Here is a 24,116-nt window from a genome sequence, read left to right as displayed (position 1 = left end):
GTTAATAAAGTAATACGTGTCTTTACTATTATATATAATTAGGGTAATATAAAATAGATATATTCTCGAATTTAGCAGGAGGTAGTAAATTGGAAGAAAATGTATTAAATATAGCGCTATTTCAGCCAGAAATTCCTCAAAATACAGGAAATATAGGAAGAACTTGTGTGCTTACTAATAGTAAGCTTCATTTAATAAAACCCTTGGGATTTAACATAGATGATAAACAAGTGAAAAGATGTGGATTGGATTATTGGTCCCAGGTGAATTTAGAATTACATGAAAACTACGAAGAAATGAGAGAAAAATATAAAGACGCTAATTTTTACTTTATAACTACTCATGGAGATAATTATTATACAGATGTTCAATTCAAAGAAGGTGACTTTATAATATTTGGAAGAGAATCTTCAGGGCTTCCGGATTACATAAGAGAAAGTGCCCCAGAGCGATGTATAAGAGTTCCTATGGTAGAGACAACTACTAGATCTCTTAATCTATCCAATACTGTAGCTATAGTAGCTTATGAAGCTCTCAAACAGATGGGATTTCCACATATGAAATAAGAGAGGAGAAAGAGCCACATGGAAAAAATCAAAATAATAACAGATAGCACAGCGGATTTACCAAAGCACATAGTGGATAAATACGGAATAGAAGTGCTTCCTCTGTTTGTAAACTTTGGAGAGGAGTCCTTTAGGGATGGAGTAGACATACATTTAGAAGAATTTTTAGAAAGAATGTATACTTCAGATATGTTCCCGACTACTACTCAAGTGAATCCCCAAAGATTTTATGAATGTTATAAAAAATATATAGAAGAAGGTTATAAAATAATATCTATACATCTATCATCAAAAATGAGTGGAACCTATCAATCAGCTAAAATGGCTGTAGAAATGTTAATAAGTGACTCTTTACTTAAAAATCCAGATGATATAGTTGTCATTGATAGTTTAAATGTAACCTCAGGACTAGGGATTTTGGTTATAGAATCTTGTAAACTTAGAGATGAAGGAAAAACTATAAAAGAAATTCAACAGGGAATTATAGAAAGAATACCCCATGTAAAAAGTTGTCTTGCCTTTTCAAGTTTAGATAATTTAGTAAAGGGAGGAAGACTATCGAAAACAGCTGGAATGATAGGAAATATACTAGGTATAAAGCTTATATTAGAAGTAAAAGATGGAGAAATGGCTGTAATGGATAAATTAAGAGGGGGAAAAAAGGCTGTTAAGAAGATTATAAGTTATATGGATGAAAAAGGAATTAAACAAGGCGCAACTAGCATATTATTAAATGCTGATAATAAAGATATATTAGAAGATTTAAAGACTAAAGTGGATTCATTAGATAGAGAATTTGTAGAGGCTCATGTAGGCTGCATAGTGGGAACTCACTCAGGTGGGGGCGCTTGCGGAGTATTCTTTATAGAAGAATATTAGAAAATATAAAATTTAAATTATTTAATAGGACTTTTTATTATTATATAAATTATTCAACTATTTAATAAACTTATAGAAGGTATATGAAAAACTAATGAATAACTTAGGTTTTTTTGTAGAAAAATTATCAATATTGATGTATAATGAAATCAAATAGAAAATAAAATATTTATTATGGATGATGTTTATGGGAGATAACTTGCTGCGTTAGCAAGTAGCCGAAGGAGTAAGTATTGTGAGCCGAAGCAATATGAATCTCTCAGGCAAAAAGGACCTAAAACTGACATAACTCTGGAAAGCCTTATGGCACCGAAGGAGCAAAACTCTCAGGTTATTGGACAGAGAATAAGAGGCACAGACATAGTCTTTTATTGCTCTGTTTTTTATATGCTTTTTTATATGCTTTTCATATGCAAAGGAGAATTTGTTGTGGTAGAAAATATGATAGTAATCACAAACAATCCATTGGCTAAAGAAAAGTTGGCCAATGAAGAAAGAGTTGTAGAAATAATTTTTATTGATGAAACTGTTATGAAGGTTTTTGAAAAGGTTAGAGATTACGTCCATAAAGGTCATAAACTTTTAACACACCCTCTTATGAGTAGTGTAAAGCCTAATGAAACCCCATATAGAACTGTAAGTATTACAGTTAAGCCAGATAGTTCTTTAGATATGCAGTCCTTAACAATTATTGAAGGGGCAATAGCCACTACGAATAAGTTTTTAAAAATAGGAAAAACTCCTAACTGGACTGAAAACGTATTAAATGATTTTCAAGTAATAGACTATGATTTAATATATCATGTATTAATTTAAGGAGGATGAAATCATGGCACACATTTATGACACTATAATAATAGGTGGAGGTCCAGCTGGATTATCTGCAGGACTTTACGCAGCAAGATCAAGAATGGATACTTTATTAATTGAAAGAGCAAAATTTGGTGGTCAAGCAACAACAACTGATGAATTAGAAAACTATCCAGGATCTATTGAAGATTGTACTGGAAGCAGTTTAACAGAAAGAATGAGAAAGCAAGCAGAAGAATTTGGCGTAAGCTTTGTTAAAAACGAAGTAGCTGATGTAGACTTCTCAGGAAAGATAAAGACTGTTAAATGCAAAAATGGAGAAACTTACGAAGCTAAAACTATAATAATAGCTACTGGAGCATATCCAAGATTAGGTGGATTTAAAAATGAAATAGAATTAAGAGGAAGAGGAGTTTCTTATTGCGCAACTTGTGATGCAGATTTCTTCACTGATTTAGACATAGCTGTTATAGGTGGAGGAGACTCAGCTATAACTGAAGCTATATACCTAACTAAATTTGCTGAAACAGTAACAGTAATTCATAGAAGAGATCAATTAAGAGCTGCAAAATCTCTTCAAGAAAAAGCATTCAAAAATCCAAAAATCAAATTTATTTGGAACTCTGTAGTAGAAGAAGCTAAAGGTGATGAAATACTAGAAGGCTTAGTAATCAAAAACAGAGAAACAGGTGAAGTAAGTGAATTAGAAGTTAATGGTGTATTTGTATTCGTTGGATACCTTCCAATATCAGAAGTATTCAAAGGAAAGGTAAAAATGAATGACAGAGGAGACATCGTAACTGACGAAGAAATGAGAACAGATGTTGAAGGTGTATTTGCTGCTGGAGACATAAGAGAAAAATCCTTAAGACAAGTTATCACAGCTGCTGCAGATGGAGCAATTGCTGCTACAAATGCTGAGCATTATATAGAAAACAATTTTGCTGAGTAGTATATAATCAGTAAAAAAAATCAAGGTATCATTGTTAAAAATTTTAATAATAAAATTCAAAATAATTAAAATAAAAATTTTATTATTAAAGTTCAAAATATTAAAGTAAAATAATTATTAATAATATTCAAAAAAAAGTAAATATTATTAATATAAAATAAATAGGAGGTCTGTAAAATGGTAGAATTAGATAAAACTAATTTTGACTCAGAAGTTATTAACTACACTGACAAACCAGTATTTGTTGACTTTTGGGGAGACAAATGCGAAATATGTAAACAATTAATGCCAGGAGTTCATGGCTTAGAGGAAAAATTCTCTGACAAAATAAAATTCGCTAGCTTAAACATAGGTGGAGCTAGAAGAGTTGCTATTGGACAAAAAGTTTTAGGCTTACCAACAATGAAAATATACAACGGCGGAGAATGTGTAAAAACAATAACTCCAGACAAAGTAAGTTCACTTGAAGATATTGAAAACTTCATAAAAGAATATTACGAAACTTTATAATTTATAAAGTTCAATTATTGGGTATAAAAATATTTATATTTGCTTAAATTACAAGTATAAGTTAAAAATCCAAATGATTTTAAAGACTTTCAAAGGCTTTCGCCTTTAAAGTCTTTAATATAAAAAATCTGACAAGTGTTTAAATTTTTTAGGGAGGTGAACATCTTGCGTCTTGAATTAGGTAAAATATTTATAAAGGACATGCAATTTGGTAGCGAAACTAAGGTTGAAAATGGTGTTCTTTATGTAAACAAAGAAGAATTATTAAATGAAGTAGGCGGAGACGAAAGAGTAGCTAGTATCGATTTTGATATCGTTAGACCAGGTGAGGAAGTAAGAATAATCCCTGTTAAAGACGTAATCGAGCCAAGAGTTAAAGTTGAGGGTAAAGGTGGCATAATGCCAGGCTTTATAAGTAAAGTTGATATCGTTGGAGAAGGAAGAACTCATGTACTTAAGGGTGCAGCAGTAGTTACAACTGGTAAAATAGTTGGATTCCAAGAAGGTATCATAGATATGTGCGGAGAGGGTGCAAAATACACTCCATTCTCTAAAACTAACAACTTAGTTATTATCTGTGAACCAAAAGAAGGAATAAACCAACACCAACATGAAGAAGCTGTAAGAACAATAGGATTTAAAGCAGCTGCTTACTTAGGAAAAGCTGGAAAAGCTATTGAGCCAGATGAAGTAAAGGTATTTGAAACATTACCATTATTAAAACAAGCAGCTCAATACCCAGAATTACCAAAGGTAGTTTATGTATACATGTTACAAAGCCAAGGCTTACTACATGATACATATGTATACGGAGTAGATGCTAAGAAAATAATCCCAACATTCTTATATCCAACAGAAGTATTTGATGGAGCAATCGTTAGTGGTAACTGCGTATCTGCTTGCGACAAAAACCCATCATACGTTCATATGAACCATCCAGTAATTGAAGAATTATACGAAAGACATGGAAAAGACTTCAACTTCTTAGGATGTGTAATCACAAACGAAAACGTATATCTTGCTGACAAAGAAAGATCTTCTAACTGGACAGCTAAATTAGTTGAATACTTAGGAGCAGACGCTGTTATAATTTCTGAAGAAGGTTTTGGTAACCCAGATGCTGACCTTGTTATGAACTGTAACAAGATAACAGACAAGGGAATCAAAACAGTTCTTATAACTGACGAATATGCAGGACAAGACGGAAGTTCTCAATCATTAGCAGACTCAACTCCAAAGGGAGATGCAGTTGTAACAGGCGGAAACGCTAACGAAGTAGTTGTATTACCTCCAATGAAGAGAGTAATAGGACATCCAGAAGCAGCTAACATAATAGCTGGAGGACACGTTGGAAGTTTAAGAGAAGACGGTTCTATAGAAGCTGAAATCCAAGTTATAACTGGAGCAACTAGTGAAGTTGGATTCAACTACTTAACTGCAAGAGGATTCTAATATTAGTCCATTAACAGTTTAAAAGAAAATTTCAAATGTCCATATAAAAACCGAACAGAAAGGATGATTATAAATGTTACAAGGAAAAAAAGTTGTCGCTATAGGCGATAGAGATGGTATACCAGGACCAGCTATACAAGCTTGCGTAGAAAGTGCTGGAGCAGAAGTAGTTTTCGCATCAACAGAATGCTTTGTTTGAACAGCTGCAGGAGCTATGGATCTGGAGATCCAACAAAGAGTAAAGGACTTAGCTGAAAAGGTAGGCCCTGAAAATTTAGTAGTAGTATTAGGTGGAGCTGAAGGTGAAGCTTCAGGATTATCAGCAGAAACAGTAACAGCTGGAGACCCAACTTTTGCAGGCCCACTTGCTGGAGTAGAATTAGGATTAGGCGTTTACCACGTAGTAGAGCCAGAAATTAAAGACGAATGTGATGCTGCAGTATATGATGAGCAATGCGGCATGATGGAAATGGTTTTAGATGTTGACGATATAATAAATGAAGTTAAAACTGTAAGAGACCAATATTCTAAATTTAACAAATAGGAATCCATAACTTTAAATCCTGAAAGGGGGAGAAAAAGTGATTAAAGTAGTTCACTATATAAATCAATTCTATGCTGGAATTGGTGGAGAAGAAAAAGCTGATTATAAACCAGAAGTAAGAGAAGGATTCGTGGGACCAGGAATGGGTCTTAATGGATTACTTAAAAAAGAAGGAATTGAAATAGTTGCAACAGTAATATGTGGTGACTCTTATTTCAATGAAAATATAGATGAAGCAAAAGAAGAAGTAATAGAAATGGTGAAAAAATACAACCCAGATCTATTCATAGCAGGTCCTGCATTTAACGCTGGTAGATACGGTGTTGCTTGTGGAACTATAGCTAAAGAAGTTAAAGAAAAATTAAACATACCAGTATTAACTGCAATGTACATTGAAAACCCAGGTGCTGATATGTACAAAAAAGACGTATACATCGTTGAAACTAGAAATAGTGCAGTAGGTATGAGACAGGCTTTACCAGCAATTGCTAAATTAGCTGTTAAATTAGCTAAAGGTGAAGCAGTAGGAACTCCAGCAGAAGAAGGATATATTCCAAGAGGAATAAGAAAGAACTTCTTCCATGAAGAAAGAGGAGCAAAAAGAGCTGTAGATATGCTTGTTAAGAAGATTAAAGCTGAAGAATTCGTAACAGAATTCCCAATGCCAAACTTCGATAGAGTAGATCCAAACCCAGCTGTAAAAGATATAACAAAAGCTAAGATTGCTATTGTTACATCTGGTGGTACAGTTCCAAAGGGAAATCCAGACCATATCGAATCTTCAAGTGCATCTCACTATGGAAAATACGATATTGAAGGTGTTATGGATTTAACTTCTGAAACTTATGAAACAGCTCACGGTGGATATGACCCAACTTATGCTAACGAAGACTCAGACAGAGTTATACCAGTTGACGTATTAAGAGAAATGGAGAAAAACGGAGAAATCGGTTCTCTTCATAGATACTTCTACTCAACAGTTGGTAACGGAACTGCTGTTGCATCAACTAAGAAATTCGGTGAAGAAATCGTTGCTGAATTAAAAGCTGATGGTGTAGATGCAGTTATACTAACTTCTACATGAGGAACTTGTACTCGTTGCGGTGCAACGTTAGTTAAAGAAATAGAAAGAGGCGGAATTCCAGTAGTTCATATGTGTACAGTAGTACCAATATCATTAACAGTTGGTGCAAACAGAATAGTACCTACAATTGCTATTCCACACCCACTAGGAAACCCATCTCTATCTAAGGAAGATGAATATGAATTAAGAAAAGGATTAGTTAAAAAAGCTTTAAGAGCTCTTGAAACTGAAGTTGACGGACAAAAGGTTTTTGAAGACTAATACAGTTAATTCAATAAAAAAGTGTTTGGGAACCGTGTGTTCCCAGCACTTTTGTTTAAATAAGCAAAATAAGTCATCGTGTATACATAAATATTGAAAATAAAAAGTTAGTAATAAGTAGTGGAATTGAAAATAGAAAGTTGACAGTTGGGAATGAAGAATTATTGTTACTAATTTTTTGTTTTTAATAAAATTATTAAGAATGTATTTTTGAAAATAAGAGGAGGTATTACAATGAGTTTCCCAGTTCTAAAAAAAGCGGCTTATGTGTTAGTAAATACACCAGATATGGTAATACATAATGGTACTACACAAATGTTAGAAAGAGAACAAAATAAAGATTCAGAATACTTAAAAGCTATAAAAAGCCATTTAAGAAGTTATGAGCAAGTAGTTGGATATGCACCAAATCAAACTTATATAGGAAACATGACTCCAGAGGAATTAGCAAATACTGCAAAACCTTGGCATGCTACAAATGTAGAAGGTGCTAATAGATATGGTAAATTCGGAGAAATAATGCCACAAGATGAATTTTACGCTGTAATGAAAATTGTAGACGTTTTTGATCTTGTACTTTTAGAAACATCATTTGTTGAAGGTGTAAAAGGAAAAATAGAAGCACACGAATTACTAAAAGATAAAGTTGCAGCTTTAGGCAGTGGCGTAGATATGGCTGATATCGAAAAAGCTGTAAATCAAAATGGAGCAGAAGGATTATATCAAGATGGAAAATTAATAGGATGCGTTAAGAGAGCTCATGAATTTGACTCTAACCTTTCTGCAGAATTTATGCTTGAAAACTTAGCAGTTAAAGCTTCAGGAGTACTTGCTGCTATGTATATTATAAAAGGATTAGATATTCCAGTTGAAGAAGTTGGATATGTTATAGAGTGTTCAGAAGAAGCTGTAGGTGACATGAACCAAAGAGGTGGCGGAAACTTAGCTAAATCTGTAGGAGAAATAGCTGGATTTAAGGGAGCTACTGGTATTGATATGAGAGGATTCTGTGCTGGACCATCTCATGCTTTAATCAATGCAGCATCTCTTGTAAAATCAGGTATGTTTAAACATGTTTTAGTAGTAGCTGGTGGATGTACAGCTAAATTAGGTATGAATGGAAAATCTCATATAGGAAAAGACTTGCCAGTATTAGAAGACTGTTTAGGAGCTTTTGCAATATTAGTTTCTGAAAATGATGGAGTTAATCCAATCATAAGAACAGATGTTATAGGAAGACATACTATAGCAAGTGGAGCTTCACCACAAGCAGTACTAGATGCATTAGTACTTAAGCCATTAGTTGATAATGGAATGACAATACCACAAATAGATAAATTCTCACCAGAAATGCAAACATCTGAAATAACTGAACCAGCAGGAGCAGGAGATGTACCAACTCAAAACTACAAAATGATAGGTGCATTAGCTGTTAAAGCAGGTCAATTAGATAGAAAAGAATTACCAGCATTCGTAAAAGAGCATGGATACCCAGGATTTGCTCCAACTCAAGGACATATTCCATCAGGTGTTCCAATAGTTGGTCATGGAATTGATTTAATGAAAGAAGGAAAATTAAACAACTTCATGATCATAGGAAAAGGAAGCTTATTCCTAGGAAGAATGACTAACCTATTCGATGGTATTTCTATACTAGTTGAGAAAAACACAGGAAAAGTAGAAGAAGAAGGCGGAATCAGCAAAGAAGAAGTTAAAGAAATGGTTGCAGACGCTATGAAAGATTTTGCTAATTTCTTAGGAGCAAAAGTAGAAGAATAATGCATTAATACATTATAGAAAGGGGTGTCTCACTTGGCTAGTAACGCTACAAAAGCAATGATTGCTGAAGTGTTTAATGAAATCGCTGAAGGTATCAAAAGCGGAAGCTTTAAGAAAAAAGTAAGAATAGGCTTAACTATTTTAGGCTCAGAGCATGGCGTAGAAGAAATGGTTAAAGCTGCTAAATTAGCTAAAGGTAAATACGGTGATTTTGATATAGTTTTAATAGGATCAAAAGTTACTGATGAATTTGAAACTATAGAAGTAAGTGATGCAGAAGAAGGCCATAAGAAGATGGTTGAGCTTCTTGAAAAAGGTCAGATAGACGGATGTGTAACTCAACACTTTGATTTCCCAATAGGAGTATCTACTGTAGGAAGAGTAGTAACTCCAGGTATGGGAAGAGAAATGATAATAGCTACAACTACTGGAACTACATCAACAAACAGAGTTGAAGGTATGGTTATTAATGCTATATCTGGTATATCTACTGCTAAAGCTTTAGGAATAGAAAATCCTAAGGTTGGTATCCTAAACGTTGATGGAGCTAGACAAGTTGAAAGAATATTAACAGAAGTTAAAAACAGAGGATACGAATTTAACTTTGCTGAATCACTAAGAGCAGACGGCGGAGCTGTAATGAGAGGAAATGACCTTCTTGCAGGTACTCCAGATGTTATGGTATGTGATTCATTAACAGGAAATCTTCTTATAAAAATATTCTCTTCATTCACTACAGGTGGAAACTATGAAACTGTTGGATATGGTTATGGACCAGGAATTGGTGATAACTATGACAAATTAGTTAACATAGTATCAAGAGCATCAGGTGCTCCACTTATATGTGAAGCTTTAAGATATTGTGCAACTTGTGCACAAAATAAAGTATTATCTATAGCTTCTAATGAATTTAAAGCTGCTAAAAAAGCAGGTCTTCAAGAAGAAATAGATAAAGTAACTAAAAAAGCAGCCCCAGCTGCAGCAGAAGAAGTTAAGATGCCTCCTAAAAAGGTAGTAACATTCGCTATTCCAGGTATTGATATACTTGAACTTGAAGATGCATGTAAATCTCTTTGGAAAGAAGGAGTATATTCAGAAAGTGGAATGGGATGTACAGGTCCTGTAATCCTTGTAGGAGAAGATGAAGGCGAAAAAGCACAAGAAATACTTAAAAAAGCAGGTTATATAGGATAAAAATCAATTAAAAACAAATTGGAAATCAATTAAAAATAAATTAAAAATAAATTAAAAATAAATTAAAAAAACACACTACTAAAATTAAATAAAAAAACGCGCGTTTTATATGAATAAGGATCAAAAGTATGTTATGACTTTTGATTCTTATTTAGTTTTAAACTTAATATAATTTTAATTACAATTTACACAATATGGTTTTAAATATAATCTTCAAGATGTATAGCTAAATTACATATGAATGGAAAATATCATATAGGAAAAGACTTACCAGTATTAGAAGTATGTTTTAAGTATAATTTACAATGTGTTTTTAAATATAATTTAAATTATAAATTAAAATATTGCAAATAAATAGTTGGTTATATATATGTTTATTGTTAAATTTAAAAATATATTAATATAATATTGAAAAGGTTTAATGTATAGGTTATAATACAAATAAAGTTTGTATTATTTTATAATAAAGTGCTTTAAGGTTATCTTTTGTGTAAGGAAATGGCACTTTATATTTGCTATTTTAAATAGTAAAATAGTAGTACATTAACTACAACTAAAGGGGAGGTAAAAATAAAATGAGTAAAAAGAAAATAGTGGCAATACTTGCTTCATTAGCAATGGTTGCGTCTTTATTTGTAGGATGTGGTAAAGCCGGAAATGAAAACGCTACCAATGACGCAAAAGAGGGACAAAAGCAAGAACAAAAGGGTAAGGATATAAAAATAGGTCTTTCCACAGATGAAGGTGGATTGAACGATAAATCCTTCAACCAATCAGCAGATAAGGGAATTAAAGATGCTCAAAAAGAAACAGGAGTTCAATATTTCCCAATAGAATCAAAACAAAAGGAAGACTATGAGCAAAATTTACAAACATTATCATTAGATCAAAACTGTGATTTAACATTTGCTATAGGATATCAAATGCAAGAAGCTCTAGAAAAAATAGCTAAAGCAAATACTGATAAAAAATACGCTATAGTAGATTCAGTTGTAGAATTACCTAATGTTAGATCATTAATGTTTAAAGAAGAAGAAGGTTCTTTCTTAGTGGGAGCAATTGCTGCTAAGACTACTAAAAGTGGTACAATAGGATATATAGGCGGAAAAGACGTTCCAAGTATAAATAAATTTACAGCAGGATACATAGCAGGTGCAAGAGCTGTAAACCCTAACATTAAAGTAGTTGTTAAATATGCAGATTCTTTCTCAGATACAAACAAAGGTTATGAATTTGGTAAATCTTTATACAATGAAGGATGCGATGTAGTTTACCATGCAGCTGGTGGAGTTGGAATAGGATTATTCAAAGCTGCAGATGAACTTAAAAAAGCTGGAAAAAATGTATGGGCTATAGGTGTTGACCAAGACCAAGCTGTTACAGTTCCAGAATATAAAAATATAATATTAACAAGTATGATAAAAAGAGTTGACATAGCTACTAAAGAATCAGTTGAATCTATTGTTAATGGAACATTTAAAGGTGAAACAAAAGTATATGGTTTAAAAGAAAATGGTGTTGGTGTAGCAGAGACTTCAAAAGACAATGTACCAGCAGATGTTTTAGAATTAGTTAAAAAATATGAAAAAGCTATAGTAGATGGACAAATAAAAGTTCCAGAAACTAAAGAAGATGCAATGAAATTTACAACAGACGCAGTAAAATAGAAACTATTAAGCAGGTAACTAAATAAAGCTAGATGTAATTACATCTAGCTTTTTATAAATATCCATAGCTATTCTTAGGCAAATAGGAGGAAAGATAATGGAAAAAGTAGTAGAAATGAAAGGCATAACCAAGATATTTCCTGGTACTGTAGCCAATGATGATGTGAATTTTGAACTACTAAAGGGTGAAACTCATGTACTTCTTGGTGAAAATGGTGCAGGAAAAACTACTTTAATGAATATACTATACGGTTTATATCAACCAGAAAAAGGCGACATATACGTAAAGGGAAATAAAGTAAGCTTAACAAATCCTAATGATGCCATAAAATTAGGCATAGGTATGGTACACCAGCACTTTATGCTTGTGCATAATTTTACTGTAACTCAAAATATAGTTTTGGGAACAGAGCCTAAAAAAGGATTATCTATAGATATAGAAAAGGCTAAAAGAGATGTTAAGGAAATAGCTGACAAATACGGTTTTGCTATAGACCCAGATGCGATAATAGAGGATATTTCTGTAGGACAGCAGCAAAAGGTTGAAATTCTTAAAGCTCTTTATAGAGGAGCTGACATATTAATATTAGATGAACCTACAGCAGTATTAACACCACAAGAAATTGATGAACTTGGAGTAATTATTAATAACTTAGAAAAAGAAGGTAAATCGGTAATTCTTATAACTCATAAACTAAAAGAAGTTATGAAAATGAGTGATAGAGTAACTATCATAAGAAGAGGTAAGGTTACAGGAAGCGTTAACACTAAAGAGACTAACATAGATGAATTAGCAGAATTAATGGTAGGTAGAAAAGTTCAATTAGTAGTAGATAAAAAGGAAGCTCAATTAAAGGATGTAGTACTGCAAATAGAAGATCTATATGTAAAAGACTCCAGAGGAATAGAAGCAGTAAAAGGTATAGATTTAACTGTTCATGGGGGAGAAATATTAGGAATAGCTGGAGTAGATGGAAATGGACAGACAGAATTTATTGAAGCATTAACTGGTCTTAGAAAGCCAGAAAAGGGGAAAATAACCTTAAAGGGAAATGACATATACGCTAAAGAACCAATGGACATTATAAATTCAGGATTAGCACATATACCTGAAGATAGACATAAAAGAGGACTTATACTTGATTATTCATTATATGAAAACTCTATTCTTGGAAGCCATCGTAGTGAGCCTTTTAGTAAAAAAGGAGTTATGAACTACAAAAACATAAGAGAATATTGTCAAAAGCTTATAAAGGAATTTGACGTAAGAACCCCTAATGATGAAGTGACAGCAGCATCTTTATCAGGGGGTAATCAGCAAAAACTAATTGTAGCAAGAGAAATTTCTAAGGATCCAGAGCTTTTAATAGCATCACAGCCTACTAGAGGAGTAGACGTAGGAGCTATAGAATTTATTCATAAAAGACTTGTAGGAGAAAGAGATAATGGCAAGGCAGTTTTACTTGTTTCCTTAGAACTAGATGAAATTCTAGCTTTATCAGATAGAATAGCAGTTATGTACGATGGTCATATAGTAGATGTACTAGATAGAAAAGATGCAAATGAGCAGAAGCTAGGCATACTTATGGCAGGTGGAAGCTTAAAAGATAAAGAGGGAGAGGTGTCAAAGGTTGAGTAATAAAGAAAAAACCTCCAATGCATTAATAAGAACATTAAAAAGTTTATTATTCCCATTTTTAGCCATAATATTATCCATATTTGTTGCAGTTTTCTTCGTTATGTGGGCTAAGGGATATTCTATAACTCAATATTTTACAGCTTTAGGAACACTATTTAAGATAATATGGAAAGGAAGCTTTGCAACTAAGAGAAATGCTTTAAATACTTTGGTTTTTGTAACACCATTGATATTTACTGGTGTAGCTAATGCTATAGCTTTCAAATGTGGACTTTTCAATATAGGTGTTGAAGGACAATTTATAGTTGGAATGGGCTCAGCAGCTTTAGTAGGTTTAATACCTGGATTAAGCCCTGTAATTCATATACCTTTAATAATAATAGTAGGTATCATTGCAGGCGGTATCTGGGGAGGAATACCGGGGTACTTAAAAGCTAAATTTGGAACTAATGAAGTTATCAATACTATAATGATGAACTTTATAGGAATGTACCTTGTAAACTGGATCATTTTAAGGACAAGATTTGGAGTTAAGGCTACATCAAGCACACCAATAATACAAAAGAGTGCCCAGCTCCTTAAATTTAGTAAAATTAGTAATGCTAATATAAGTTTAATAATAGCTATATTTGTTGCTATATTTATTTACTGGCTATTATGGAAAACTACTGTAGGTTATGAAATAAGGTCAGTAGGAATAAACCCATATGGTTCAGAATATGGTGGAATAAATATATCTAAAAATATTATTTTAGCAATGGTTTTATCAGGAGCTATAGCAGGTATGGGAGGAGCTACCCATATATCAGGAGTTTTACATCAAGCTCAAGATATGATGGCTTTCCCTAACTTCGGTTTTGATGGTATAGCTGTTGCACTACTTGCTAAAAATAATCCTATAGGATGTATACCAGCAGCAGTGTTGTTTGGAGCATTAAACAGTAGCTCAAAGGTATTGCAGTTAAATGGTATACCTAAGGAAATAGTTGCTTTAATACAAGCGGTAATTATCATATTTGTAGCTACAGACTATATAGTTGAGTACTTTAAAAATAGAAAGAAGAAGGGAGCAATGATCAATGGATAATAACTTAATTATCTCTCTTATAAACTCTACACTTAGAATGGCAGCTCCTTTAATTTTTGCAGGACTTGGGGGAGTATTTTCTGAAAAGTCAGGGGTAGTTAACATTGGACTTGAAGGTATGATGGTTATAGGAGCCTTTTTTGCAGTATTAGGTTCTCATGTTACTGGAAGTCCTATAATGGGTATACTTTTCGCTATGGTAGCCGGTGGAGCTATAGCATTGATTCATGCTTTCTTAAGTATAACTTTAAGAGCAGATCAAGTTATATCAGGAACAGCTATTAACTTGTTTGCATCAGCTCTTGCTAGCTTTCTAATAATTAAAGTTTTTCACAAAGGCGGTCAAACAGATATAGTTAAAGGACTTGGATATTCAATTCCAAAATCAATTGCTAAAATACCAGTATTAGGACAATTTTTGTCAGGACTTAACTGGTTTGTTATAATAGCTATAATACTTGTTTTTGTATCTAGCTATGTATTATATAAAACACCAATAGGCCTAAGAATAAGAGCTGTGGGTGAGCATCCAGCAGCAGCAGATACTTTAGGAATAAATGTATATAAAACAAGATATTTATGTGTTATATTATCAGGGGTTTTAGCAGGACTTGGTGGAGCAGCGCTTTCCATAGGTATAACTCCAGTTTACAGAGAAGGAATGGTTGCTGGTCGTGGATTTATAGCTCTAGCAGCGGTTATATTTGGTAACTGGACACCTAAGGGAACCATGTTAGCTAGTTTACTATTTGCCTTTGGTACTGCATTCCAAATGGTGGCTCAAAGCTTTAGCTGGCATTTACCAACAGAATTTTATTCAATATTGCCATACTTGTTAACCATGCTTGCATTAGCAGGTTTTGTAGGAAAAACTACAGCGCCAGCAGCAGATGGAAAACCTTATGTAAAGGGAGAAAGATAGTGCCATAATAAAGTATTATGGTAAAATATCATCAAAGTACTATGATATTTTATCATTTTGAATAAAATATGAATTAGTATTAAAACCCTAGCGTTAAACTATAATATAAGCTAGGGCTTTTTTATTTAGTAAGCAACTTTTAATTTTAAAATTGATAGTTTTTATAGTGGAGATTAGGTAGTAGAGATTAGGTGCTAGGTGCTAGGTACTAGGTAGTAGAGATTAGATAAAAAGTAAGAAGTAAGAAGTAAAAAAAGTAAGAAGTGAAAAATAAAAGTTATTGAAAAAAATTCAGTAAGCTGAATTTTCACCATAACTCTTACTTATTACTTGTTACTTACAAATTAATTATAAAAAACTCTTTGAGTTTTATCCTTAACTCTTAACTCTTACTTCTTACTTTTTAGCTATTACCTATTACTTACCTGTGAAAGTTGAATTATTAATAGATATATAAGTGGAATTTAATTAACGTATAATGATATAATAAATTGTAGCAGTATAAATGAAAAAAGAATATATAAAATTCTAAAAGTGCATATTAAAGCTTCAGCTTCAGAGGAATGGACACTAGGGACTAGGGATTATATAATGGAGACTGAGGAGTAGTGATTAGAGAATAGGTACTACAAACTAAAAAGGGACTGTGTGGTGAAAGAATGAAATTAGATTTTAATTTAAAACTCACTCAAGAACAAAAATTAGTAATGACACAGCAGATGCAATTGTCTATAAAAATGCTTCAAATGTCGGGCTTTGAACTTCAACAGTATATAGAAAAAGAAATGCAAGAAAACCCCGTATTAGATGCTAATTATAGTGAAGAAAACCATATAGAAAATAATAAGGATAAAATAGACTACAAGAAATTTATAGAATATTTAGAATTTGACAATTATAGCAGTAAAAATTATGTAAATACTGATGATGAAGAAGTATCGCCCTTTAATTTTATAACTAATGAAAAATCTTTAAAGGATTTTTTAGAAGAGCAGATATTAGAATTGCATGAAGATGAATATACAAAAGAGATCTGTAGATATATAGTGGGAAATTTAGATGCTAGAGGGTATTTGGACAATACTATAGAAAACATGGCCAAGGAAATTCATGCAAATAAAGAGAACTTAGAATATGCACTTGGTATAGTGCAAGGTTTAGAGCCATATGGAATTGGATGCAGGGATTTAAAAGAATGTCTTAAGATACAATTAAAAAATAAAAATATAGAAAATGAGAAACTATTAGCACTTATTGATAATTATCTAGAGTTATTAGCTGAAAATAAAATAGCTGATATAGCTAAAAAACTTTCGATTTCAGTGCAGGAAGCTCAAAAATATACGGATTTAATAAAAACATTGGAGCCTAAACCTTCTAGAGGTTTTTATACTGGGGAAAGTGTAAAATATATTATACCAGATGCATATATAAGGAAGATAAATGATGAGTACCATATTATAATGAATGATAGTGTTCTTCCTAAATTAAATATAAACCCTGTATATAAAAGTATAATTTTAAATGGTGAAAAAAAGGATGGTACAGTAGAATACGTAAAGGATAAAATAAATAGTGCTATGTTTTTAATGAAGAGCATAGAACAAAGGAAAAGTACTATATATAAAGTTTTGGAGGAGATACTTAAGCGTCAAAGAGACTTTTTTGAATATGGAAAAGAGCATTTGAAACCCATGACACTAAAGGAAGTAGCCAATGAAATACAAGTACATGAATCTACTGTTAGCAGAGCCATAAAAGATAAATATATATATACCAATATAGGTACTATAAAAATAAAGGATTTATTCACAACGGCAATTTCCTCTGTAGATTCAGGAGAAGATGTGTCCGTAGTAAAAATAAAAAACAGAATAGAGGAATATGTAAATAAAGAGGATAAGAAAAAACCATTATCAGACCAGAAAATATGCGACATGTTAATAGAAGAAGGCATGAATATTTCAAGAAGAACTGTGGCAAAATATAGAGAAGAATTAGGAATAAAGTCTTCTAGTAAGAGAAAAAGGTTTTAGAATATAGGAATTTTCCTATATTCTAAAATGTTAACAGTTTGTTCACATCTTTTTTAAGAAAAATGTTTAAAAATGTCTTCTTATATTTTATAATAGTATTGGGACATAAATTTAATGTATGGGACATAAAATGACCAAAGAGGTGTTCAGTTTGCATGAATTAGTTAAATTAGAACAAAAAATCGTTCCGGAGTTGGTGGAGGTTATAGAGAAAAGATACAATATATTAAGAAATATACAATATAACCAGCCTATAGGTAGAAGAATATTAGCAAATAACCTAGGCATTGGAGAAAGAATTGTACGAGCAGAAGTTAATTTCTTAAAAAGTCAAAACTTAATAGATATAAACACACCAGGAATGACTGTAACTGAAGAGGGTAATGAAGTATTGGAAAAACTAAAGGATTTTATGTATAGCATAAAGGGGTTAGATGATGTAGAAGAGTATTTAAGAAAAAGTTTAAAGCTTCAAGATATTTTAATAGTACCAGGAGATTTAGACGAGGAAGCATTGATAATAAATGAACTAGGAAAAACCGCTGCTAAATACATAAAGGAAAACTTAAAAGAAGATTATATTATATCCTTAACTGGTGGAAGCACTGTTAAAGCTGTAATAGACAATATACCAAAGATAAATAAATTTAAAAACATAACAGTTTTACCTGCTAGAGGAGGCATTGGCAAGAATTTAGAAACTCAATCCAATACCCTGGCAGCAAAATTTGCAGAAAAAATATCAGGAAATTACAAACTTCTGCATGTGCCAGACAATTTAAGCGACCATGCTTTAGAAGCTATGTTAAATGAAAAAAATATAAAAGAAATAGTTGATAAAATTCACAAAACTAATATATTGGTTTTTGGCATTGGTAAAGCTGAAGAGATGGCCATCAAGAGAGGCGTTACAGAAAAAGAAATAAATGAACTAAAGACAAAAGGAGCCGTGGCAGAAGCTTTTGGATATTATTTTAATAGTAATGGTGATATAGTCCACTTTACTCCTACCATAGGCATAAGAAGAGAACAATTGGAAAATATAGACCTAAGTATAGCCATTGCCGGCGGCAAAAGTAAAGCACAGGCAATATTATCAGCAGAACTAAACTTAAATGCTAAAGTTCTTATAACTGATGAAGGCGCAGCTAGGGAAATTATGAATATACTACAAGAAAATAATTTAAAATAATTTAGTTTACAATGCATTTTATATAAAGAAAAACAAAAAAATAAAAGAGAGAGATAAAAAACAGGAGGTAATCTGAAATGAAAAAAGTTGCAATTAATGGTTTTGGAAGAATAGGAAGAAATGTGTTTAAGGCATTAGTTAAGAATTATTCAAATGAATTAGAAGTTATTGCTATCAATGACTTAACTGATCCAGCAACACTTGCTCACTTATTAAAATATGATGCACTATACGGAAAATTCGACGGAACAGTAGAAGCTAAAGAAGGTGCAATAGTTGTTAACGGAAAAGAAATAAAAATATATGCAGAAAGAGATCCTAAAAACCTTCCATGGGGACAAATAGGAGCAGAAATAGTTATAGAATCTACTGGATTATTTACAAGCAAAGAGAAAGCAGCTCTTCACATAGAAGCAGGTGCAAAAAAAGTTCTTATATCAGCTCCAGCTAAAGATGAAGATATAACAATAGTTATGGGTGTTAATGAAGAAGAATATGATGCAAAGAACCACAACATAATTTCAAATGCTTCATGTACAACAAACTGCTTAGCACCATTTGCTAAAGTACTTGACAAAGAGTTTGGTATAGTAGAGGGATTAATGACAACAGTTCACTCATATACAAATGACCAAAAAATATTAGATGCTCCTCACAAGGATTTAAGAAGAGCAAGAGCTGCAGCAGAAGCTATGATACCAACAACTACAGGAGCTGCTAAAGCAGTTGCTAAAGTTCTTCCACAATTAAAGGGTAAATTAAATGGAATGGCTGTAAGAGTTCCAACTCCAACAGTTTCAATGGTTGACTTAGTAGTTACATTGGATAAAGCTGCTACAGTAGAAGAAATAAATAATGCATTCAAAAAAGCTTCAGAAAATGAACTAAAAGGAATATTAGGATATAGCGAAGAGCCGTTAGTATCTATAGACTACAGAGGAGATGAAAGATCTTCAATAGTTGACGGATTATCAACAATGGTTATGGGCGACAAAATGGTTAAGATAATTTCTTGGTATGACAATGAATATGGTTATTCAAACAGATTAGCAGACTTAACTAAATATGTTGCTGATAGACTATAAGAATTAAGAATTAATAATTAAGAATTAAGAATTAAGAGTGAAAGGTTTTATGTGCAAAGCTTGTATAACTTTTCACTCTTAACTTTAAAAAAAAGTAAATGTATAATAAATTATACATTCTAAACTTTAAATTTAAAAAAGGAGCTTTCAAAGGAATAGTGTAACATAATAAGGTAAAAAGGTGTATTATTAGTAAAAAAACTAAAATAATATATACTTTTTAAAAATAAAATGCTTATTTATATTAACACATTTATATAAAAGTGGTAAAATGGTATGGGGATATTAATTGCAAATCAGTAATTTTATATTAGGTCAGTAATTTTATATTAATATGAAATTAGTGATTTACAATTAAACTAAGAATAAGTATTTTTTAATTCATCCATGTGAAAGGAGAGAAAAATATGCAATTTAATAAAAAAACAATAGAGGATATAGTAGTAAAGGGTAAAAAGGTATTAGTAAGATGTGATTTTAACGTTCCATTAAAGGAAGGCGTTATTACTGACGAAAATAGACTAGTTGGAGCTATGCCTACTATAAAATATTTAATAGAAAAGGGTGCCAAGGTAATACTTTGCTCACACCTTGGAAAACCAAAGGGAGAGCCAAAACCAGAACTTTCATTAGCTCCAGTGGCTAAAAGACTTTCAGAAATGTTAGGAAAAAAAGTAGTTTTTGCTAGAGACGAAAATGTAGTTGGAGAAAATGCTAAAAAAGCTGTAGCAGCAATGCAAGATGGCGATGTAGTATTATTAGAAAATACAAGATACAGAAAAGAAGAAACTAAAAATGTAGAAACTTTTTCAAAAGAATTAGCTTCATTAGCAGATGTATTTGTAAATGATGCTTTCGGAACTGCTCATAGAGCTCACTGTTCTACAGTAGGGGTTACTGAATTCTTAGATACAGCTGTTTGCGGATACTTAATACAAAAGGAATTAAAATTCTTAGGAAATGCAGTAGAAAATCCTGAAAGACCATTTGTAGCAATTTTAGGAGGATCAAAGGTTTCTGATAAATTAGGAGTTATAGATAACTTATTAGATAAAGTTGATACTTTAATAATAGGTGGAGGAATGGCTTACACATTCTTAAAGGCTCTAGGTCATGAAATAGGAAAGTCACTTCTAGAAGAAGATAAGATAGAATATGCAAAAAATATGATAGAAAAAGCAGAAAGCAAAGGAATAAAATTATTGCTTCCAGTGGATGGAGTTTGTGCAAAAGAATTCGCTGAAAAGGCTGAGCCAATAGTTTCAGAAGGAAGAGATGTGCCAGCAGATTGCTTAGGATTAGACATTGGACCAAAATCAGCTGAATTATTTGCTGAAGCAATAAAAGAAGCAAAAACAGTAGTTTGGAACGGACCAATGGGAGTTTTTGAATTCCCTAACTTTGCAAAAGGAACACTTGCAGTAGCAAAAGCTATGGCAGATAGCAGTGCTACTACTATAATAGGCGGCGGAGATAGTGCAGCAGCTGTTAATGGATTAGGATACGGTGAAAAGATGACTCACATTTCAACTGGTGGTGGAGCATCACTTGAATTCTTAGAAGGAAAAGAATTACCAGGAATAGCAGCACTTAATGATAAATAGTCTAAAGGAAAGAAATTAGTGTGCTAGAGGGGCGTAGTCAGTGTGCTAGAGGGCTAGAGAAGGAGGATTTTCCTCCGCGATGCTACGGAAAATCTTCATTTATAGTTTAGTTGGTGGGAAAAGCGGAGCTTTTCCGCCAACTAGCCAACTAGCCAACTAGCCAACTAGCCAACTAGCCAACTAGCCAACTAGCCAACAAAAAAACTGGGGTAGAAATGGAGAGGGAGACTAGAGCAAAAATCTGGGGTGAAAAAACTAGCCCTCTAGCCCTCTAGCCCTCCAGTCCACTAGCCCCCTAAAATAAGGGAGGTTGTTTAATATGAGAAAGGCAATTATTGCGGGAAATTGGAAGATGAATAAAACAGTTAAAGAGGCTGTTGCATTTATAGATGAATTAAAACCATTAGTAAAAGATGCAAAATGTGATGTAGTTGTTTGTCCAACATTTGTATGCTTAGATGCAGTTTTAAAAGCTGCAGAGGGAAGCAATATAAAAGTTGGAGCTCAAAACATGCATTTTGAAGAAAGTGGAGCTTTCACAGGAGAAGTGGCTCCAGCTATGCTTAAAGAAATGGGTGTTCACTATGTAATAATTGGACATAGTGAAAGAAGACAATATTTTAATGAAACAGATGAAACTGTAAATAAAAAGTTAAAGAAAGCTTTTGAACATAATATAGCACCAATATTATGTATAGGTGAAAGCCTTCAAGAAAGAGAAGGAAATATAACTGAGGAAGTTTTAGCAACACAAGTTAAATTAGACCTTGCAGGATTAACTGCTGAGCAGGTTGCCAATTTAGTAATAGCTTACGAGCCAATTTGGGCTATAGGTACAGGAAAAACTGCTACATCTGAGCAAGCTAATGAAACTATAGGATTCATTAGAAAAACTGTAGAAAAGATATATAATAGTGAAATAGCAGAAAAAGTTAGAATACAATATGGTGGATCTGTTAAACCAGCTACAATAAAGGAACAAATGAGTATGTCACACATAGATGGCGCCTTAGTTGGAGGAGCAAGTCTAAAAGCTGATGATTTCTCTAAAATAGTAAACTTTTAATTAGTGGGCCGGAGATTAGTGTGCTAGAGTGCTAGTGTGCTAGAGTGCTAGAGAAGGAGGGTTTTCCTCCGCTGCGCTATGGAAAATCTTGATTTATAGTTTAGTTGGCGGGAAAAGCGGAGCTTTTCCGCCAACTAGCCAACAAAGAATCGGGGATTAATGGGACACGGAGATTAGAGCAAAAGCTAGGATGAAAACCTAGCCCTCTAGCCCCCTAGCCCTCTAACGAAAGGGGTGTTCAAATGGAAAAGAAGCCAGTTATGCTGATGATATTAGATGGATACGGAATTTCAGATAAAGAAGATGGTAATGCAGTAAAAGCTGCGCATAAGCCAAATTATGATACGCTATACAATAACTATCCTCACACTCAGCTAAATGCCAGTGGTTTAAGCGTTGGACTTCCAGAAGGACAAATGGGTAACTCAGAAGTTGGACACTTAAATATAGGAGCAGGTAGAATAGTTTATCAAGAATTAACTAGAATAACAAAGGAAAAGCAAGAAGGAAAATTTGAGCAAAATGAAGCTTTTTTATGGGCAATAGATAATGCAAAAGAAAAGGACTCCGCATTACACCTAATGGGGTTATTATCTGATGGAGGAGTTCATTCACATATAGAACATTTAAAAGGATTATTGGATCTTGCCAAGAATAAAGGATTAAAGAAGGTATATATTCACGGATTTTTAGATGGCCGTGATGTACCACCAGCTTCAGCGAAAAAATACATAAGAGATATAGAAGAATACTGTGGTAAAATAGGTATTGGAAAGTTAGCTACTATAGCTGGAAGATATTATGCTATGGATAGAGATAATAGATGGGAAAGAGTAGAACTTGCATACAATGCTTTGGTTTTAGGTAAAGGTGAAGAAGTTAATAGTGCATTAGAAGGTATAGAAAAATCCTATAATGACAATAAAACTGATGAATTTGTTCTTCCTACAATAGTATTAGAAGATGGAAAGCCTACAGCTACTATTAAAAATGGAGATTCAATTATATTCTTTAACTTTAGACCAGATAGAGCTAGAGAATTAACTAGAGCCTTAAATGACAAGGTGTTTGAAGGTTTCAAAAGAGAAAATTTAGATTTGCATTTTGTATGCATGACACAATATGATAAAACTATAGAAAATGTAAAAATAGCTTATAAACCACAAACCTTAGAGAATACTCTTGGAGAATATATAAGTAGTTTGGGTAAAAAGCAACTAAGAATTGCTGAAACAGAAAAATATGCCCATGTAACTTTCTTCTTTAATGGAGGAGTGGAAGCACCAAATGAAGGTGAAGATAGAGCATTGATACCTTCTCCAAAGGTTGCAACTTATGATTTGAAACCAGAAATGAGTGCTTATGAAGTTACAGAAGAATTATTAAAAAGATTAGATGAAGATAAATATGATCTTATTATATTAAATTATGCAAATCCAGATATGGTTGGACATACAGGTGTATTTGAAGCTGCTAAAAAGGCTATAGAAACAGTGGATGAATGTATTGGCAAAGTTGTAAACAAGGTTTTAGAAAAAGACGGAACTGTATTTATAACTGCAGACCATGGAAATTCAGAGCAAATGATAGATTATTCCACAGGAAAGCCTATGACAGCTCATACCACAGGTCCTGTACCATTTTTATATGTGTCTAATAATTCCGCTGGCAAAACTTTAAAAGATGGTGGAAAATTAGCAGACATAGCTCCAACTATACTTAAGGAAATGGGAATTCAAAAACCTGAGGAAATGACAGGGGAAGCGATTATTTAGTGTGCTAGTGTG

Annotated in this window: 20 protein-coding genes and 1 riboswitch; all 20 genes read left to right on the top strand. The window is 32.7% G+C overall.

The features are described from left to right. Nucleotides 1-89 precede the first annotated feature (89 nt). The 20 genes from FGK85_RS03435 to gpmI all read left to right on the top strand — a co-directional run bounded on the left by FGK85_RS03435 (nucleotide 90) and on the right by gpmI (nucleotide 24,104). Nucleotides 90-566, top strand: coding sequence for a tRNA (cytidine(34)-2'-O)-methyltransferase (locus FGK85_RS03435; protein ID WP_138203772.1), 477 nt, complete (start codon nucleotides 90-92; stop codon nucleotides 564-566). Between the two features lie 18 nt (nucleotides 567-584). Beyond that, complete coding sequence (locus FGK85_RS03430) at nucleotides 585-1,445, top strand: DegV family protein (protein ID WP_138203770.1); 861 nt, start codon at nucleotides 585-587, stop codon at nucleotides 1,443-1,445. A 178-nt stretch (nucleotides 1,446-1,623) separates the two neighbouring features. Beyond that, a riboswitch (glycine riboswitch) is annotated at nucleotides 1,624-1,731 on the top strand. Between the two features lie 17 nt (nucleotides 1,732-1,748). After that, nucleotides 1,749-2,261, top strand: a complete 513-nt coding sequence (locus FGK85_RS03425) for a GrdX family protein (RefSeq protein ID WP_341472464.1) — start codon at nucleotides 1,749-1,751, stop codon at nucleotides 2,259-2,261. Nucleotides 2,262-2,274: 13 nt separating this feature from the next. Beyond that, nucleotides 2,275-3,207: a thioredoxin-disulfide reductase gene (trxB, locus tag FGK85_RS03420; RefSeq protein WP_138203768.1), complete on the top strand. Its 933-nt coding sequence runs from the start codon at nucleotides 2,275-2,277 to the stop codon at nucleotides 3,205-3,207. A 177-nt stretch (nucleotides 3,208-3,384) separates the two neighbouring features. Next, nucleotides 3,385-3,717, top strand: coding sequence for a thioredoxin family protein (locus tag FGK85_RS03415; RefSeq protein ID WP_138203766.1), 333 nt, complete (start codon nucleotides 3,385-3,387; stop codon nucleotides 3,715-3,717). 165 nt (nucleotides 3,718-3,882) lie between these two features. Then, complete coding sequence (locus FGK85_RS03410) at nucleotides 3,883-5,169, top strand: glycine/sarcosine/betaine reductase component B subunit (protein ID WP_138203764.1); 1,287 nt, start codon at nucleotides 3,883-3,885, stop codon at nucleotides 5,167-5,169. 73 nt (nucleotides 5,170-5,242) lie between these two features. Next, nucleotides 5,243-5,713, top strand: a complete 471-nt coding sequence (grdA, locus tag FGK85_RS03405) for a glycine/sarcosine/betaine reductase complex selenoprotein A (protein ID WP_138203762.1) — start codon at nucleotides 5,243-5,245, stop codon at nucleotides 5,711-5,713. 37 nt (nucleotides 5,714-5,750) lie between these two features. Further along, nucleotides 5,751-7,058, top strand: coding sequence for a glycine reductase complex selenoprotein B (gene grdB / locus FGK85_RS03400; RefSeq protein ID WP_138203760.1), 1,308 nt, complete (start codon nucleotides 5,751-5,753; stop codon nucleotides 7,056-7,058). A 234-nt stretch (nucleotides 7,059-7,292) separates the two neighbouring features. Next, nucleotides 7,293-8,837 carry a glycine/sarcosine/betaine reductase complex component C subunit beta gene (grdC, locus tag FGK85_RS03395; protein ID WP_138203758.1) on the top strand — a complete coding sequence of 515 codons (1,545 nt, stop codon included), beginning with the start codon at nucleotides 7,293-7,295 and terminating at the stop codon, nucleotides 8,835-8,837. A gap of 33 nt (nucleotides 8,838-8,870) precedes the next feature. Continuing rightward, nucleotides 8,871-10,031 (top strand): glycine/sarcosine/betaine reductase complex component C subunit alpha, encoded by a 1,161-nt coding sequence (grdD, locus tag FGK85_RS03390; protein ID WP_396276478.1) that lies wholly within the window; start codon nucleotides 8,871-8,873, stop codon nucleotides 10,029-10,031. Nucleotides 10,032-10,606: 575 nt separating this feature from the next. After that, nucleotides 10,607-11,698, top strand: a complete 1,092-nt coding sequence (locus FGK85_RS03385) for a BMP family lipoprotein (protein ID WP_138203756.1) — start codon at nucleotides 10,607-10,609, stop codon at nucleotides 11,696-11,698. Between the two features lie 97 nt (nucleotides 11,699-11,795). Beyond that, nucleotides 11,796-13,337 (top strand): ABC transporter ATP-binding protein, encoded by a 1,542-nt coding sequence (locus FGK85_RS03380; protein WP_138203754.1) that lies wholly within the window; start codon nucleotides 11,796-11,798, stop codon nucleotides 13,335-13,337. After that, the gene (locus FGK85_RS03375) at nucleotides 13,330-14,424 is read left to right on the top strand and encodes an ABC transporter permease (RefSeq protein ID WP_138203752.1); all 1,095 of its coding nucleotides are present in this window, start codon (nucleotides 13,330-13,332) and stop codon (nucleotides 14,422-14,424) included. The genes FGK85_RS03380 and FGK85_RS03375 overlap by 8 nt, the downstream gene beginning before the upstream one ends. Beyond that, nucleotides 14,417-15,346: an ABC transporter permease gene (locus tag FGK85_RS03370; protein ID WP_138203750.1), complete on the top strand. Its 930-nt coding sequence runs from the start codon at nucleotides 14,417-14,419 to the stop codon at nucleotides 15,344-15,346. Before FGK85_RS03375 ends, FGK85_RS03370 begins: the two co-directional genes overlap by 8 nt. 659 nt (nucleotides 15,347-16,005) lie before the next feature. Beyond that, on the top strand, nucleotides 16,006-17,382 hold the full coding sequence (gene rpoN / locus FGK85_RS03365) for an RNA polymerase factor sigma-54 (protein WP_138203748.1): 1,377 nt from the start codon (nucleotides 16,006-16,008) through the stop codon (nucleotides 17,380-17,382). 151 nt (nucleotides 17,383-17,533) lie between these two features. Further along, on the top strand, nucleotides 17,534-18,574 hold the full coding sequence (locus tag FGK85_RS03360) for a sugar-binding transcriptional regulator (RefSeq protein ID WP_138203746.1): 1,041 nt from the start codon (nucleotides 17,534-17,536) through the stop codon (nucleotides 18,572-18,574). Nucleotides 18,575-18,651: 77 nt separating this feature from the next. Further along, entirely contained in the window at nucleotides 18,652-19,659 is a 1,008-nt protein-coding gene (gene gap / locus FGK85_RS03355) for a type I glyceraldehyde-3-phosphate dehydrogenase (RefSeq protein WP_138203743.1), read from the top strand. Nucleotides 19,660-20,066: 407 nt separating this feature from the next. After that, entirely contained in the window at nucleotides 20,067-21,263 is a 1,197-nt protein-coding gene (locus FGK85_RS03350) for a phosphoglycerate kinase (RefSeq protein WP_138203741.1), read from the top strand. Between the two features lie 319 nt (nucleotides 21,264-21,582). Further along, nucleotides 21,583-22,329, top strand: coding sequence for a triose-phosphate isomerase (gene tpiA, locus FGK85_RS03345; RefSeq protein WP_138203739.1), 747 nt, complete (start codon nucleotides 21,583-21,585; stop codon nucleotides 22,327-22,329). Nucleotides 22,330-22,571: 242 nt separating this feature from the next. Continuing rightward, nucleotides 22,572-24,104 (top strand): 2,3-bisphosphoglycerate-independent phosphoglycerate mutase, encoded by a 1,533-nt coding sequence (gene gpmI / locus FGK85_RS03340; RefSeq protein WP_138203737.1) that lies wholly within the window; start codon nucleotides 22,572-22,574, stop codon nucleotides 24,102-24,104. Nucleotides 24,105-24,116: the final 12 nt, after the last annotated feature.

The organism is Haloimpatiens lingqiaonensis, assembly GCF_901447495.1.
GTDB classification, from domain to species: Bacteria; Bacillota; Clostridia; order Clostridiales; family Clostridiaceae; genus Haloimpatiens; species Haloimpatiens lingqiaonensis.
Note: the sequence above shows the minus strand (reverse complement) of the source record. Positions and strands in the feature narration are given on the sequence as shown.

What these genes read in the sequence shown, in the direction of transcription:
- FGK85_RS03415 (WP_138203766.1), top strand. Translation starts at nt 3,385, where the DNA reads ATGGTAGAATTAGATAAAACTAATTTTGACTCAGAAGTTATTAACTAC.
- grdC (WP_138203758.1), top strand. Translation starts at nt 7,293, where the DNA reads ATGAGTTTCCCAGTTCTAAAAAAAGCGGCTTATGTGTTAGTAAATACA.
- FGK85_RS03385 (WP_138203756.1), top strand. Translation starts at nt 10,607, where the DNA reads ATGAGTAAAAAGAAAATAGTGGCAATACTTGCTTCATTAGCAATGGTT.
- trxB (WP_138203768.1), top strand. Translation starts at nt 2,275, where the DNA reads ATGGCACACATTTATGACACTATAATAATAGGTGGAGGTCCAGCTGGA.
- gpmI (WP_138203737.1), top strand. Translation starts at nt 22,572, where the DNA reads ATGGAAAAGAAGCCAGTTATGCTGATGATATTAGATGGATACGGAATT.
- FGK85_RS03350 (WP_138203741.1), top strand. Translation starts at nt 20,067, where the DNA reads ATGCAATTTAATAAAAAAACAATAGAGGATATAGTAGTAAAGGGTAAA.
- rpoN (WP_138203748.1), top strand. Translation starts at nt 16,006, where the DNA reads ATGAAATTAGATTTTAATTTAAAACTCACTCAAGAACAAAAATTAGTA.
- FGK85_RS03380 (WP_138203754.1), top strand. Translation starts at nt 11,796, where the DNA reads ATGGAAAAAGTAGTAGAAATGAAAGGCATAACCAAGATATTTCCTGGT.
- gap (WP_138203743.1), top strand. Translation starts at nt 18,652, where the DNA reads ATGAAAAAAGTTGCAATTAATGGTTTTGGAAGAATAGGAAGAAATGTG.
- FGK85_RS03370 (WP_138203750.1), top strand. Translation starts at nt 14,417, where the DNA reads ATGGATAATAACTTAATTATCTCTCTTATAAACTCTACACTTAGAATG.
- tpiA (WP_138203739.1), top strand. Translation starts at nt 21,583, where the DNA reads ATGAGAAAGGCAATTATTGCGGGAAATTGGAAGATGAATAAAACAGTT.
- FGK85_RS03425 (WP_341472464.1), top strand. Translation starts at nt 1,749, where the DNA reads ATGGCACCGAAGGAGCAAAACTCTCAGGTTATTGGACAGAGAATAAGA.
- FGK85_RS03430 (WP_138203770.1), top strand. Translation starts at nt 585, where the DNA reads ATGGAAAAAATCAAAATAATAACAGATAGCACAGCGGATTTACCAAAG.